Raw genomic sequence first — 14,946 nt, forward strand, 5'->3', positions numbered from 1 at the left:
GGGGCATGTTCGGGACGCGCGCGGGTGGTGGCAACGAGGCGGGACTGTCGGCGGGGAGGGTACAAGGGGCGGTGCTATTGAGTCGCGGGTCTGGGCGGCAGCATCGCAGCCATGACTACGACCGCGCTCTTGCCCATCGATCCGCGCCGCCAATCCAAGTTCTTGTACTGGATGGGGTGGCGTGTCTGTGAGATCGCCGAGGCGACGGGCGAAAAGGAGAAGACGCTACACAGTTGGAAGGCCCGAGACGAGTGGGATCGGGCGGACACGGTCGAGCGTATCGGTGGGGCGCTTGAGGCGCGGTTAGTACAACTGATCCTCAAGGACGGCAAGACCAGCGGCGACTTCAAAGAGATTGACTTGCTGCATCGGCAGTTGGAGCGGCAGGCCCGCATTCAGCGCTTTCAGGGCGGCGGTACTGAAACCGACCTCAACCCGAACCTGGCCAAACGCAACGAAGGGCCGAAGAAGAAAAAGCCGAAGAACGACATCAGTGAAGACCAGGTCGAGCTGCTTCGCGAAGCGTTTATCGATGGCTGTTATGACTACCAGAAAGACTGGTACCGGGCGGGCAATCAGCGCACCCGCGTCATTCTCAAAAGTCGGCAGATCGGCGCGACTTTCTACTTCGCTCGTGAGGCATTGATTGACGCGCTGGAGACCGGGCGCAATCAGATTTTTCTGTCGGCTTCGAAGAATCAGGCCCACCTATTTCGCGGCTACATTCTGGCGTTTGCCCGTGAGGTGATTGGGGTTGACCTGACGGGTGACCCCATCGTTTTGCCCAATGGCGCCGAGATGTATTTTCTCGGGACCAATGCCCGTACCGCTCAGGGGTATCACGGCAATTTCTATTTCGATGAATTCTTCTGGACGTTCAAGTTCGAGGAACTGAACAACGTCGCCTCGGGCATGGCGATGCACAGTAAGTGGCGCAAGACCTATTTCTCGACGCCGTCCAGCATGGCCCATGAAGCGTACAGCTTCTGGACTGGTGAACGCTTTAACAAGGGCCTGCCGGCCGCGCAGCACACGAAAGTGGATGTCTCCCACGGCGTGCTCCAGCAGGGGCGGTTTTGTGAGGACCAGTTATGGCGGCACATCGTCACGATTCTGGATGCGCGGCAGGGCGGCTGCGACAAATTTAACCTTGAGGAACTGCGTCGGGAGTACAGCGCCGAGGCGTTCGCCAATTTGCTGATGTGCGAGTTTATCGACGACGGGGCGAGCATCTTCCCGCTGACGCTTTTGCAGTCGTGCATGGTCGATAGCTGGGTTGAATGGGCTGAGGACTACAAGCCGTTTGCCATGCGCCCGTTTGGCGATCGCCAGGTGTGGGTGGGGTATGACCCTGCTGAGACGGGTGATTGTTCGGGGTTGGTGGTGGTCGCGCCGCCGTTGGTGCCGGGCGGGAAATTTCGGGTGCTGGAACGGCATCAGTTTCGAGGGATGGACTTTGCTGCCCAGGCCGCGTTTATCAAGAGCGTGTGCGACCGTTACTGGGTGACTTACATCGGGATCGATGTCACTGGACTGGGCAGCGGCGTGGCCCAGTTGGTGCGCCAGTTCTTCCCGGCGGTCACCGCCTTCAGCTATTCGCCCGAGGTCAAAACCCGCTTGGTGCTGAAGGCCTATGACGTGATCCACAAGGGACGGCTTGAGTTCGATGCTGGCTGGACCGACATGGCGCAGTCGTTGATGGCGATTCGTAAAACGGTCACGGCTGGTGGGCGCCAGTACACCTATACCGCCGGGCGCAACGACAACACCGGTCATGCCGATCTGGCGTGGGCGCTCTTTCATGCATTGCACAACGAACCGCTTGAGGGGCAGACCGCTGCCAATACTGGGCGGATGGAGATTTATTGATGACTGAACAGCTCGCTAACCAGGCGCTGCTACCCGCGACCGCTTCCACCGGTGCAGGAACTCAGGTTTTTAGCTTCGGGGAGCCGTCGCCAGTGTTGGTTGGTCGGGAGGTTTTCGACTACTTGGAGTGTTGGTTTAACGGGCGTTGGTATGAGCCGCCGCTGTCGCTGGATGGGCTGGCCCGCTCGGTGGGGGCGAGCGTGCATTTGCATTCGGGGTTGATGTTCAAGCGCAACCTGTTGAGCAAGACGTTTATTCCGCATCCGTTGTTGTCGCGGGCTTCGTTTGAGCAGTTCGCCTTGGACTTTCTATGCGTGGGCAACGGTTACCTTGAAGGAAGACGTTCGCGACTCGGAGGCGTTCGAAAGCTGGAAACGCCGTTGGCCAAGTACATGCGGGCCGGGCCGGATGGGCAGTTCTACCAGGTGCGAGGGTGGAAGGATGAACACGCCTTTGAGCCGGATAGCATTTTTCATCTGCGCGAGGCGGACCTACATCAGGAAATTTATGGGCTGCCGGAGTGGATCAGCGCGTTGCAGTCGGCGTTGTTGAATGAGTCGGCGACGCTGTTTCGGCGTAAGTATTACGAGAATGGGAGTCATGCGGGGTTCATTTTGTATATGACGGATGCGGCGCAGACCGAGGCGGACATTGATGCTTTGCGCAAGGCGCTGAAGGATTCGAAGGGGCCGGGCAATTTCCGGAACCTGTTTGTTTACTCGCCGACCGGGAAGAAGGACGGGATTCAGTTGATTCCGGTGAGTGAGGTGGCGGCGAAGGATGAATTCAACTCGATTAAGAATCAGACCAGGGATGACGTACTGGCGAGCCTGCGCATCCCGCCGCAGTTGATGGGTATCGTTCCACAAAATGCGGGGGGATTCGGATCGATCAGAGAAGCGGCGCAGATTTACGCGGCGAATGAACTGGAACCTATCCAGACGCGGATGTTGCAACTGAACGATTGGCTGGGTGAGGAAGTAATTCGGTTTAAGGCTTATGAAATCGGTGGGGAGTGATGAGCTCCCCCTTCCGAAGACAATTTAATCGCCGCTATTTTCATACGTTGCTAAGTAGTTCGCAATGTCGGCAGGGTGGTCGTTGGGTACTCTTCCGAGTTTGTCGCAGGCGTCGTCTAGCAGCCGAATGAACTCCCTTGCATCCGAGAAGTAGTTTCGAAATGCTAATCTTACTTCTTCGCTTGAGTCGGCTCGTACCAAAACGATGTCCTTGTTCGGCATTTGTTTTTCTAAATCGAACAATGCACGTAGTGCGTCTGGCGCGTCTCGATAACTTTTTACTTCAAGCTCACCTGATTCAGAAAAAATCAAGATAGTATTTCGTTTGTCGGAAATCTCCCCTTTGGCTTCGTTTAGGCCGCGCAATGTTTGCAGAAGCGAGAGTTCCTTATCTAAAACAAGAAAGCTTTCAAGCAGTTCTCTGTCGGATAGGTCGGGGAATGGTCCCTTCAGTCCTTCATGCGCCCTAGCTAGTATCTCACTCGCTAGCGCCATGGCTTGTTCATATCTGCGATCACCTTGCTTGAATTTAGGTTGGCTTTCGGTGATGAAACCTATCACTTCGATCGCTGTTGCCCAAGCATGTTGGACTAGTGTTCGATACTGGATTTCAATATATAAGCCGGTCAAGTTCTGGCCTGCAACTGAATTTACATCATATTCATAAACGTCGTGGATACCTCTGTATCCCGTGTCCTTTGGATTGTTTATGTAATGATATTTTTCTTCGTCGTTTCTTCTTTTGTGTTTGAAGCGAGCTTTGTGAAAACTTGCCCGAAAAGCATATAACTCGTCGAGGCTTTGAAATATTAACCTGCATCCTGCTACATCATCCATGCGGGCAAGTTTCATGCCGGGCAGGCGTCGCAACTTATTGAATATCGTGTTTTTCCGTTTGTGCCGCTGGGCAACAATGATGTCAGTGAACTTGGTTCGAGTTCTCAGAATAGCTTGGAAGGTGTTAAGCACCCCTCGATGAGCCGCTCGCCACTCCTCAATAGTATCTAAATCGTCCTTGCCAGCGGCGTCAATTCGAACGTTGTCGCCTGCCCGACTCACTCGTTTTCTTGAGCCACCAGGGTAAATTGCTTCTTCAGCCATTTCCAAATCCTTTTATTGCCCAGTCTTTTTATGTTGTGAATTTGACACCGTCATAGTGCAGCTGTCGGGCATGAAACCGAAGCTACCTTGTAATAGAAAAAAATGATATTGCCATTAGCAAAAATCGCAAAAAGGTGAGCGGTCCTTTGATAAAGCCTTTACCGACACATGTGCGGTAATCATTCCTCATGCCCTCTGGGTTATGTATTCGGTAGTCGTGGTCGTCGAGGGCCGAGCGCCACTGCTTTGAGCCTGATCGCATTGGCCTGGTCGAAGTTCATGAAAATCAATCGCTGTACAAGTGCTGGATGTTTGTACAGTGTTCTGGCTGATGAGGGGACACGAGCACGAATCGCTGAGCTGCTCAGATGTTCGGGCTGTTGGCGCGCCACAAGCGTTCCGGCGATATGGTTCAAACTTGGCGCGCGCTGTCATCCCCCCACCTCGCCTGCGGGCTAAATGGGTCTTTTTTTCCGCACTTCTGCACCTGGCTGAGGACGGCAAAGACTGGGCGCTGGAGAGGGCGTCGCGGGGTGAAAAAAAGCCTGCGAATCCCTGCGAAGGGTAGGCAAAAAACGAGAGTTCGCCACGGTGGTGCTTGGCTGCTCTGTACTGATCGACCAAGCGAGCATGGATTTTCGGAAACGCTGTCGGGAAAAGGTAATGGAGTAATGCTAGGGCGACGGCATCGCTGAAAGCCCCGTATTTATTGGCTTTTCTGGATTACTTCGGAAGGTGATTTTGAGTAATGAGAAAGGTGATGTGAGTTTAAGTGATTGATTTTTAAGGGTTCTGTAAAATAGTAAATTACCTTACTAGAGAGTAATTATCTTACTTCTACATTACTCAAAAATTACCTTGTTCGCAGTCTTCGAAAGCTAATGAAATCAAGGGTTTAAAGCGGGATTGTGGGGCGTCGTACCGATCTTACTCGTTTCGTATGCGATCCATAAACCCCACCTACCGTATGTCCGCGGTATGAAGTCAGATATCCGAGTCGGATACATGCTCCACTTGAGTTCTTACCCCAAACAACCGGTCGGCTATCTGCCGACCTCGCTCCAACCCTTCAGCCGTCAACCAAATCGATTTGTTCTTGTTCACCGGATTACTGATGAAACCATGTTCATGTAATCGGTTCATGGTCTCGAAGTCGAACCCTTTCCAAGCATTGCCGTTATCAAAGCTGAAGGTTGCCAACAGGGCAAGCACGGCTTCTTCAATCAGTTTATCGTCGTATTCCATGATCGTTGCTCCGTTCGTACTCTTTAAGCTCACCGTAAACCCCGCCAGCCATCAAGATAAATAGCGCGTTTAACTACGCGATACCGGCGAGCAGTTCCAGGGCAGTAAAGCTTCGTAATCCTCAACCGAAGAAGCCGTCGGCAGGCGCTCAAGTGCGTGGCGCAGCCACGCATAGGGCTCTTGGCCGTTGGCTTTGGCTGTCTCGACCAGGCTGTAAAGTTGGGCACTGGCCGTCGCGCCTTTGGACGTGTCGCTGAACAACCAGTTCTTCCTTCCGATCACGAAGGGCCTGATGGCGCGTTCGGCAGGGTTGTTGTCGATCGGCAAGTAGCCTTCCTCGACATACCGCGCAAGTTTGTTCCAGTTGTTGGCCAGATAACTGATGGCTTTGCCCAGGGCGTTCTGAGCTGTGACCTGAGGCTGTGTCTTTTCCATCCAGTTTTTCAACTGAGCCAGCACCGGCAGGCTGTGCGCGTGACGACCGGTTTTACGCTCGCCGTCGTTGCCGGCCTGTAGATCGCGTTCGATGCCATAAAGCTTGTTGATCAGGTTCAGCGCGATGTCGGCACGTCCCGTCTTGCCTTTGGGCTGCACTTTTTGCGCTTCGACGAATTTGCGCCGTGCATGCGCCCAGCAACCTAGACGTTCAACCCCGTCCTGCGCGCCCAGCGCGTTGTAACCGGCGTAATCATCGGTCATCACATATCCGCGATAGCCATCAAGCAGGCGCGTCGGCACCTCCTGCGCCCGGCTGGTGGAGTAGTCGAAAAGGATCACTGGCTTGTCGGGCGGGCCACCGGTTTGCACCCACATCCAGGACTGGCTGCTGGGTTCCCGATCCTGCTCTTTCAACACCTGCACGCGGGTTTCATCGCAGTGGATGATTCGGCTTTCCAGCAACTGGTCGCGCATTAAATTCAGCAGTGGCTGCAAGTGTTCGCCGCACTGGATAACCCAGCGGGCCAGGGTCTGGCGCGGGATATCGATGCCATGGCGGCCCAGCACTTTTTCGAAACGGTGAAGCGGTAAACCGTCCACGTATTTGGTGGTCAGCAGCATCGCCAGCACGCTTGGGCTGGCCATACTTTTTTCAATCAACTGAGCGGGCTTGTCCGCAGTGACCGGTGCCGTTTCATAGGCACGGCAACCGTAAACCTTACGGACGTGTTTGATCACGCGGATTTGCATCGGCACGATTTCAAGCTGCTCGCTGACCTCCTCGCCGATGGCGTGTTTGCGGCAGCCGCAGGCACAAGTCAGTTCACGCTCGGGCAGTTCGTGGATGATTTCGATACGGGGGAGATCGGCCGGCAGCGGCTTGCGGTTGCCACGCCGCTGGGTCGGCGCAACAGCCTCTTCTTCTGCGGCTTCATCAATGGGTTCGACGACGCTTTCCGCCTCATTGAACAGGGCCAACTGCGGCGTTGCCGGATCAGCCGTTTGCTCGGACTTGCGTCCGAACAGGCGCTGACGTAACAGCGTATTTTCTTCTTCGAGGAAACCGACTCTGGACTGCATCTTCGCAAGCATCTGCTTGAGCAATTCAGGATCATCGGGGAGGTTTTCGGGCATGGAAATCATGCCCTGGATTATACCGAATCAGGCCACGTATCGAGGCGTCAAAACCTGATGAGGACGGTTGCGCCACAGATCAAAACCATCAAGTAGCCAGTTCAGTTCCTGGACAGTCAGGATGATCGCTTCATCGTTGGCATCGGGCGATGTTTTAAATCGTTCGGATTCGAGGCGCTTGAGCCAAAGGCAGAAGCCGTTGCGTTCCCAATACAAAATCTTCACGCGGTTGCGTGGCTTGTTGAGGAAGACGAAAAGCACAGGGTCGAATACAGCGACTTTGATATCCAGTTCGACCAGCGCGGCAAGGCCATCAATGGATTTTCGAAAGTCCACGGGTTTGGGGTAGAGATAGACTTTTTCGACTTTGGCATCGGGTCGCATCATGGCGGGCTGGCTCCTGAGGGAATCGGGAGCAAAGCATCCGGGATCAACTAAGCGCTTTGAATGTGGGGTTCATGGAGCGCTTACCTCGTTTCCGAGGGCTTTCCAGAAAACTGGCGGGTCTCTGTATGCCTGCGGGAGACTTATGCTCAAACGCACCAACAGACAAACTGTCACCAAAACTGTCACCAGTCTTGAGCAGCCAAGCTTCTTTACCGCTGGAAGCCTTGAAAATAGTGGCGCGGGTGAAGGGAATCGAACCCTCGTTATCAGCTTGGGAAGATGATAACGAGATTGCGTCTGCTTCAAGGGGGGGCAGGGCTGGAGTTTCAGGGCCTATTATTAGCTAGTAATTTATCTTGTTTACATATACATACTTTACAGTTGCGTGACCTTCAAGACATGCGCGACAAATGTACTGGCTGCTATAGCGGCCATTTCTTGTTGTGAGTGCTTATCTTGGCTTTTATTTCCATCAGCCCAGTCGCAAACAGCTTTTATCAATATCCAATCAACACGTTCGTTCTGGCAGGATGTATATAGTCCCGCCCCTTCCATCTCGCCACCAATCGCATCAGGAGCCATATTTTTCAGCTGATTTCTAAAGTCAATGTTGTCAATTAATTTTTCGCCACTCAATACTAGTCCTGTCTTGATTTTTACGTCGCTTAGCTTCTTCCATGAGATGTCTGCGTTTCTAATCCAGTTCAAAAGTCTGGATGAACATGAGACTCTGTCACCACGAGGAGTAATGGAGAAAGGGGTGTTTACTCTTTGGAGATCATACAATAGCAGTTGCTTGGATACCAAAATTTGGCCGACCGGCTGCGAATCTTTATCCATGCCGAAGCCAATTCCGACCATCATAACTGAATCAATATTAAGTGCGCGAATGCTGCGTCTAACAGTTTCTTGAGAGCCTCCAAGACCAGAGCTGCCCATTTCACACATGGATAAAAATACTTCGAAAACACCAAGTATGCCAAGTGACTGGTAACCAAAGTCGTCCACGAATATTGACTTTGCACTTTGGCCAGTTTCTTTTTCGAAGATGTTCAAGACTGCTTGAGTCTCGATGTCGGTTACACAAACAAGCAAAATTCTTTTTTTGGTAACGGTGGTCATTTTTTTAGACTGTCGTTGAAGTTCGGTAATTAAAGAGAATTCTTTGACGATTAAGTTCCACATTCTTTGCGCGGACGTACTGTCGGGGATGGCCGTACCTGGTGATTCAATAATGTATTTAATGTCGTCGCTTTGATTGTATCCATTGCGCAGGTCTTTTTTGATCGCATACGCGAGTTCAATTAGTGCGCTGGCATTGGCTAGGCGTTGAGAATTGGCTGCCTGTTGCGCTTCTATGCAGGATGAAGGTATATAAGAAAAAATCCCTTGGCGATCAATTAGAATGCTGCTTGCATCAACCTGGTGGTGACTGTTCTTGCTAGTAACGTCACAAACAAACTCTTCATTAGGCTCTTTGTGTCGAGTTACTATTGCTACTGCGCGCGCCTTCCAGTCGACAGTGTCGGGGGCAAGGGAGGTCAGCGAAACAATAGGGAAGATTTTTGGGATTTCGGAAAGGAGGTTTTTATGCACGTCATAAGCAGTAGTGATCGCAAGAATCTTTTTGATAATATTATACAGGTCTGAGTGGTGCTCGAGCTTTTGTAGGTTTGATAAATCAATTGTTTCGTCGATGTTAAATGGAGCAATTTTTACCGCAATGCATACAACAGACTGATATCTGCGAATATCAATATTTACCTTCAGTGGTTGCGAAACTCCAGTCAAGCATAATTCAAATGGAAATCTTTTTCCTTTAATTCCCAGTGTTTGCTTTATGTGCTTCAATGCATATTGAAAGTTGACAGTAGGTTCTAAGGTTGAGGGGGTATATTGGATTCGAATATTTCCCCCTAAACTCCGGCGGAATACATTACCACCTTTAACATTGAATAAAGCTCCTGACTTTCGAGTGGCTATCTCTCCCGCGGGTGCGAGAGTGGAGAAGACCTTCCAAGCCAATTCAATACGGTAATTCACAATACCTGCCTCACAATGGGTTGACAGGGGAGGAGTCGAACCTCCTTGCCTTAGATATCCTAAGACCTGTAATGATTCTGGGTTGCCCCATAGCCTCCGACAGCCTGCCTGTCATTATGCTATCACATAGCTTTCAAGAAGCGCTGCTACTCGTGCACTCATGAATGTATTTATCTGTGCGGTTCGATTGTCCCGACTACCGACACCTTTTAAAAAGAATCCAGCCATAGCGCTGCGACAGTGCTCATGATTGGAGCCGAAAACGGTTGCTTAAATTTTGCTACTGCGAGTGAGAGAGGACGGAAGCGAATGTTGATGGTACGAAATTGGTACGGGGGATTCAGAACAGACCTATCGGCCTTTATTTGCGGGGGCGGTTCGCCTAGTGAGTCCAATCCATCATCGGGGCGACGGAGAAGCGGCGGGAAAGTGGGGCGGGTATGGCGGTGATTGGGGGCATTGGCGGTCTGGAATCGGTGGGGCGAAAGACGGGAGTTTATCAGGAATGGATCTGTTGGGTTGAGGCGAGTCCTGCGGCTATATCTCCGGCTGCCATTGGCAAATCTACTGGAGGTAATGGGCGAGACAGCATTTACGCGGACTGATAGCATATGGCTACTAACTACAAAGCCGTTCGAGGAAGGATCCCATGTTGAAGAAAATTGCGTCATTTGCTTTAGTCACCGCCATCATTTTTCTATTTGCGCAAGGCGCAGCTGCCGAAGACAAGCTCTTCAAGAATTACGTCTATCAATCCCCCCTCGCGAACTACACCGAAGCCACTGGTTACTACGACTGCTCCGAAGATGTCGGCGGGACGGCAAGGTGCATCGACGACGTCGATTTCCTGGAAGAGAAATTCACCGTGGCGTTGGTGTTCTCGGGAGACAAGCTGATCATGGTGTCGTTGATCAGCCCGTTCGATCAGGATTTGTATGGCAAAGCCATCGCAGGGCTTTCCAAGACATTCACGTTGGTTTCCATGACCGATGATAAGTCGATGCTGGACGTGGTCGAAGTTGCGAAAAAAGTGAGTAGCAAAGACGAGTTGACAGCGAAGTTAACTAACTTCGAACAGGTCGCGCTGACCTCCGGGAGTCTGACCTATACGTTTTTGGAAGGTGTGAGTGCCAAAGGACAGTCGAATGCGGTTGGCGCGTTGAACGCATCGCCTGAGAATACGAGATCTGCTGAGTTGGTGCTTGCGGGAGAGGGGGCTGACGCGGGGGTGTTGATTCGGTTTTCGTTTCCGCGGTTAGAGGCGAATAAGATTATTCAGGCGGCTAAGAAGCCGGTTGAGGCTTTTTGATTTTTTCCAGCCCTGAAATATTGTTACACCTATTTCAGGGCTGGACACTAGGCATGTACGCAGCTCAAAAAAACCAGCTGCGATCATCCTCAAGTTCCTGGCGACATTGCTTGAGCTGCGAGCTGTAGTTCTGTGATTGTTGTTCTACTTTGCGCGCTACCTGCATTAGCCAGGGCTTGCTGAGATAGGTGCCGTTGCGATATCCCCCGCGTCCTTCGTGGTACGCCAGATACTGGTTATAGGTATCCCATTTGGAGATCCCGAGTTGGCGCTGAGTGCCGGTGGTGTACCAGCCGATGAACATGATTGCGTCATCAAAGTTGTCGCGCGAACCGCCATTGCCGGTGCCGTCTTTGTACTCGCCCCACACGGGGTCTTGCGCTTGCGCATAGCCGTAGGCGGAGCTGACTCGACCCCAAGGGATGACCCACAGCAGGTAGTCGCGAGGGGGGAGCGCATCGGCAACAAAACTGCTTTCCTGCTTCATGATTGCCATCGCCACATGTTGAGGCGTGCCCCACTTTTCCTGCATCTCCAGCGAGTTTTCGTACCAGTCAGGGTATTCACGATAAATATTGCAGAGGTTGTTTTGGTCCTTTGGTGGCGACGTTGTGCAGCCCGTCAAGATCAGCAGCATCAATACAGGTATCCATGTTCGCCATTGCTTCATTCATCGTGTCTCGGAAAAGAGTAAGGGTGACGTCAGCCCAAATAAGTCGCACGTGGCCCGCATGGGCCAAAGCACCGACGGCAACGTGTGATGTCATCTGGCTGGACGAGGTCACCCGTTGGCGAGGCTGCTTTGTAACGTTCTGCTACCGTTGAACGACCCTTTTTCACCTCCCGGGCCGCCGAAGCTGAACCAATGCTGTCGGCGCGCAAAGTTTCATGATGCCCGGCGAAATGGCAGTCTAGGATGACCACTTAAGGTCGTATCACCGCGCTTGCATCCCATCCCATAGAGGGAACTGAAAATGATCTCGAAACTGTTCAAAGTCGTGCTGATCGGTGGTGCGTTGCTGTTGAGCGCCTGTTCGGGTGTGAGCACCCAGAGCAATTATTCGGAAGAATCCGTGCCCTCTGCCGGCTTTGGCCCGGGACCCACCAACAATCCCGGTAAGATGAATTTCCATGGCAGTGCGCTCGGCAACAGCTTTGGCGAGTACAGTTCGGGGTTGTTGCACGATGATTGATTAACGGCGGAAGTGTTTCCGCCGTTTTGCGTTTTACTTGAGGGCTGGCGACTGCTGCGCAGTCGGACGCAGGCTTCGCCAGCTGCTACAGGGGGGGCGTGGCAGGTTGCGGGTTATTTAGCTTCGGGCGTTGCTATCCATTGTCCCAGGACTTTCTGGTAGTTGCCCGTCACCTTGGCCAGGTGCAGCCACTGATCGACATACAACTTCCAGGTGATGTCGTCGCGCGGCAGCAGGTAGGCCTTTTCCCCATACTGCATAAACCGGCTCGGGTTAACCGCGCACAAACCGGGTTTGAGTTTCTGCTGGTAAAGCGCTTCCGACGCATCGGTAATCATCACGTCCGCCTTCTTGTCCAGTAGCTCCTGGAAGATGCTCACGTTGTCGTGAAGGCTCAATTGCGCCTTGGGCAAGAAGGCGTGAACAAAGGCTTCGTTAGTGCCACCGGCCGGTTCAACCAGACGAACTGAAGGCTGGTTGATTTGCTCGACGGTCTGGTACAGCGACTGATCTTCGCAGCGCACCAGCGGGATCTTGCCGTCGACGTCCAGTGTGGTGCTGAAGAAGGCTTTTTTCTGACGCTCCAGGGTGACCGAGATCCCGCCCATGCCGATGTCGCATTTGCCCGCCAGCAAGTCGGGCATCAGGGTTTTCCAAGTGGTCTGCACCCATTCAACCTTGACGCCCAGGCTGTCCGCCAGTGAACGAGCCATGGCAATGTCGATGCCTGAGTATTCACCGGTCTCGGCTTTGTAGGTGTAGGGTTTGTAGTCGCCTGTCGTACAAACCCGTAGTTGGCCTTGTTGAATGACGCTGTCCAGGTGCGAAGGTTCTGCCTGAACGCCAAACGATAGAGCGAGTAAGCCCCCGAGCATGATTGTGCTGCTTATGTGTTTCATTGTTGTCCGGCTTCCATGATGGATTTGGGACTCAGAGTAGAACTTGATTTGCTAAAGATTGCTCGTCTCTACTTCAGGGCTCAACGTCCCCAGCCACGCTACCAATCCCAAAATCAACACGGCGGCTGCCAATTCCAGGATCACGCTGCGCCGCAACGCCTTTGCCGCGACTCGATACTGCCCGTCCCGCAACGACTGCTCCAAAAAAGGCCCCAAGTGAAACCGGTTCAAGGCAGCAAGCACCAGCATCCCGGCAAACAGTGCCACTTTGATAAACAGCAAAATCCCGTAAGTACTGAGTAAAACGTCATCCAGTTTGGGGCCGACGATGAACAGGTAATTCACGACTCCCGTCACCGAAATGACGACGACGATCACCGCACCCACCGTTTCAAATCGTGCAACCGCACGAGCCAGCAGCCTGACGGGCTCTTGCGATTGCAGCGCATTAATCTTCGCCATCATCGCAAACACCACGAGCGCGCCAAGCCAGGCACCTGCCGCCAACAAATGAAGGATGTCGCTGGTGAAATGCCAAATGCGCCGGCTGCCTTCGTCCATTGCTCCGTGTCCGCTCCAGGCCAGGGAAGCGAGGGCGATGCCGCCGGCAATAGAGGCAATCAGCAAGCTCAAGTCGGGTGCGCGAGTGTTGAGCGCCATGGCTAGACCGCAGACAGTCAGCGCAACGATTCGCGCCACCCAGGCCAACCCGACGTCCGTCTCCAGCACCATCATCTCGATGTGCGGGCGCAATTCGGTAAAGTCCGTTTCACCGCTCATGGCGCTCGCCATCACCACCATGCTCGCGACAGACAGCAACACACCCAGCATCGCCGCCCCCGCAAGCATCGACCGAAACGGCAATACCACCCCGGACAACCGTTCCCGTCCGTTCAGGCTGTACAACCCGAATGCCGCTATGCCAAACAACAACATCAAGTCCAGATACAACACAAACCGCAGGGCAACGCTGAACGACTCGCTCATCAATCACTTCACTTTGAACGAAACGTTGCCGGTTATCGGATGCGTGTCCGAAGACACCGCGCGCCATTCGACGTTGTAGCTGCCCGTGGGCAGTGGCGAGAGCGGGGTGATGAGCATGGTTTTCGGGTCGCTGCCAGCGGCGACTTTGGCTTTCATCGGCATCGGTGAGTGGGCCATGCCGGGCATTTCGGTCATGACCAGTTTTGCGCCGGAGAATTGGGTCATGAGGTTTTCGGAGAAGTGCAGTTCGATGGTGTTCGGCGACGTACCGTCGGCACCTTCAGCGGGGGTGGAGGAGAGCAGTTTCGGGTGCGCTTGAGCGAGTGTGCTCATCAGCAGTCCGAGGGTGATAGCGGTGATTTTGATGGTGCGCATGCAAGGCCTCTTTAAGCGGTTGTTTTTTTGATTTTGATTTTGATTTGATGCATTCAGAACCACAGTCGAACGCCGAGGACGAGGCGCGTTTCACTGCGATCTTCGCCTTCATCAGCGGCGTAATCGGCGGTTTTGCCGTACGTGCGGTTCCAGGTCACACCGATGTAAGGCGCGAACTCTCGGCGGATTTCGTAACGCAGGCGCAGGCCGGCTTCGGTGTTGGACAGGCCGGAGCCGATGCCGCGTTGTGGGTCGTTTTTGCCATAGGCATTCAGTTCGGCTGTCGGCTGCAAGATGAGCCGGTTGGTCAGCAGAATGTCGTAGTCGCCTTCCAGCCTCGCGCCGGTTTGACCTGCTTCGCCAATGAACGCAGTGGCCTCGGCTTCGAAGTTGTACAGCGCCATGCCTTGTACGCCGAATGCCGCCCAGGTTTGCGGGGCACCGGGTTTGAAGTCCTGGCGAACGCCGCTCACCACGTCCCACCAGGGGGAAATCGCGTGGCCCCACAGGGCCTGGATTTCGGCGTCTTCGGTCTTGCCGTTGCTGCGCTCGCCTTCGGAGCGCAACCACAGGCGATCGATGTCGCCGCCGACCCAGCCGGAGAGATCCCACGCGAGCGTGCTGGCGTCGTCGGCGTCCTGCCATTCGAGTTTGTCGGCAAGGAAGTAATAGTTGAGCGCGCTGTCATGCACATTGTGGCCGCCGGGGCTGACGAACACGGCGGCGCGGTCGGCATCGGTCAGCACCGGGATCGGCGTGCGACTTTCGGTCGGCGCGGCGGGCTGCATCTGGAAGTCGTCCATGCTTTGCATCTGGCTGGGGTCCATGCCGGTCATTTGGCTGTGGTCCATGCCCTGCATGTCGGGGGTGGCGGCCATGGCCGATGAGAGCGGCAGGCCCGCAGTCATGAGCGCGAAAGAAATCGGGATAAGTCTGGTCATGAGCGC

Annotated in this window: 14 protein-coding genes; 4 read left to right on the forward strand and 10 right to left on the reverse strand. The window is 53.7% G+C overall.

Annotated elements, in window-relative coordinates:
• The first annotated feature begins 111 nt into the window (after positions 1 to 111).
• Together LOY55_RS09965 and LOY55_RS09970 are read left to right on the forward strand one after the other, a co-directional pair.
• Entirely contained in the window at positions 112 to 1,869 is a 1,758-nt protein-coding gene (locus LOY55_RS09965) for a terminase ATPase subunit family protein (protein WP_258667961.1), read from the forward strand.
• On the forward strand, positions 1,869 to 2,888 hold the full coding sequence (locus tag LOY55_RS09970; RefSeq protein WP_258667962.1) for a phage portal protein: 1,020 nt from the start codon (positions 1,869 to 1,871) through the stop codon (positions 2,886 to 2,888). The genes LOY55_RS09965 and LOY55_RS09970 overlap by 1 nt, the downstream gene beginning before the upstream one ends.
• A gap of 24 nt (positions 2,889 to 2,912) precedes the next feature.
• Here the strand turns inward: LOY55_RS09970 and LOY55_RS09975 are convergent, their stop codons facing one another.
• From LOY55_RS09975 to LOY55_RS09995, 5 genes are all read right to left on the reverse strand, one after another.
• Positions 2,913 to 3,989, reverse strand: a complete 1,077-nt coding sequence (locus LOY55_RS09975; RefSeq protein WP_258667963.1) for a RelA/SpoT domain-containing protein — start codon at positions 3,987 to 3,989, stop codon at positions 2,913 to 2,915.
• A 984-nt stretch (positions 3,990 to 4,973) separates the two neighbouring features.
• Complete coding sequence (locus tag LOY55_RS09980) at positions 4,974 to 5,234, reverse strand: DUF6429 family protein (RefSeq protein WP_046027818.1); 261 nt, start codon at positions 5,232 to 5,234, stop codon at positions 4,974 to 4,976.
• 69 nt (positions 5,235 to 5,303) lie between these two features.
• Positions 5,304 to 6,815 (reverse strand): IS66 family transposase, encoded by a 1,512-nt coding sequence (tnpC, locus tag LOY55_RS09985; protein ID WP_258667966.1) that lies wholly within the window; start codon positions 6,813 to 6,815, stop codon positions 5,304 to 5,306.
• An 18-nt stretch (positions 6,816 to 6,833) separates the two neighbouring features.
• Complete coding sequence (gene tnpB, locus LOY55_RS09990; RefSeq protein WP_052966798.1) at positions 6,834 to 7,193, reverse strand: IS66 family insertion sequence element accessory protein TnpB; 360 nt, start codon at positions 7,191 to 7,193, stop codon at positions 6,834 to 6,836.
• 375 nt (positions 7,194 to 7,568) lie between these two features.
• The gene (locus LOY55_RS09995; protein WP_258667967.1) at positions 7,569 to 9,236 is read right to left on the reverse strand and encodes a hypothetical protein; all 1,668 of its coding nucleotides are present in this window, start codon (positions 9,234 to 9,236) and stop codon (positions 7,569 to 7,571) included.
• 649 nt (positions 9,237 to 9,885) lie between these two features.
• On the opposite strand from LOY55_RS09995, the gene LOY55_RS10000 reads away from it, so the two are divergent.
• A complete protein-coding gene (locus tag LOY55_RS10000; RefSeq protein ID WP_109785907.1) occupies positions 9,886 to 10,545 on the forward strand; it encodes a hypothetical protein in 660 nt (219 codons plus the stop codon).
• 64 nt (positions 10,546 to 10,609) lie between these two features.
• On the opposite strand, the gene LOY55_RS10005 is transcribed toward LOY55_RS10000, so the two are convergent.
• Positions 10,610 to 11,215: a hypothetical protein gene (locus LOY55_RS10005; RefSeq protein ID WP_109785906.1), complete on the reverse strand. Its 606-nt coding sequence runs from the start codon at positions 11,213 to 11,215 to the stop codon at positions 10,610 to 10,612.
• Between the two features lie 304 nt (positions 11,216 to 11,519).
• Here LOY55_RS10005 and LOY55_RS10010 point away from each other — a divergent pair, with 304 nt between their 5' ends.
• Complete coding sequence (locus tag LOY55_RS10010; RefSeq protein WP_109785905.1) at positions 11,520 to 11,738, forward strand: hypothetical protein; 219 nt, start codon at positions 11,520 to 11,522, stop codon at positions 11,736 to 11,738.
• A gap of 113 nt (positions 11,739 to 11,851) precedes the next feature.
• On the opposite strand, the gene LOY55_RS10015 is transcribed toward LOY55_RS10010, so the two are convergent.
• Genes LOY55_RS10015 through LOY55_RS10030 form a run of 4 tightly spaced genes read right to left on the reverse strand, consistent with a single transcriptional unit; the run spans position 11,852 to position 14,940 of the window.
• Positions 11,852 to 12,637 (reverse strand): transporter substrate-binding domain-containing protein, encoded by a 786-nt coding sequence (locus LOY55_RS10015; RefSeq protein ID WP_223523332.1) that lies wholly within the window; start codon positions 12,635 to 12,637, stop codon positions 11,852 to 11,854.
• Positions 12,638 to 12,688: 51 nt separating this feature from the next.
• Positions 12,689 to 13,624 carry a copper homeostasis membrane protein CopD gene (gene copD, locus LOY55_RS10020; protein WP_109785903.1) on the reverse strand — a complete coding sequence of 312 codons (936 nt, stop codon included), beginning with the start codon at positions 13,622 to 13,624 and terminating at the stop codon, positions 12,689 to 12,691.
• A 3-nt stretch (positions 13,625 to 13,627) separates the two neighbouring features.
• Complete coding sequence (copC, locus tag LOY55_RS10025; RefSeq protein WP_109785902.1) at positions 13,628 to 13,999, reverse strand: copper homeostasis periplasmic binding protein CopC; 372 nt, start codon at positions 13,997 to 13,999, stop codon at positions 13,628 to 13,630.
• A gap of 53 nt (positions 14,000 to 14,052) precedes the next feature.
• The gene (locus tag LOY55_RS10030; RefSeq protein WP_109785901.1) at positions 14,053 to 14,940 is read right to left on the reverse strand and encodes a copper resistance protein B; all 888 of its coding nucleotides are present in this window, start codon (positions 14,938 to 14,940) and stop codon (positions 14,053 to 14,055) included.
• Positions 14,941 to 14,946: the final 6 nt, after the last annotated feature.

This window comes from Pseudomonas sp. B21-040, from assembly GCF_024748695.1.
Taxonomy (GTDB): domain Bacteria; phylum Pseudomonadota; class Gammaproteobacteria; order Pseudomonadales; family Pseudomonadaceae; genus Aquipseudomonas.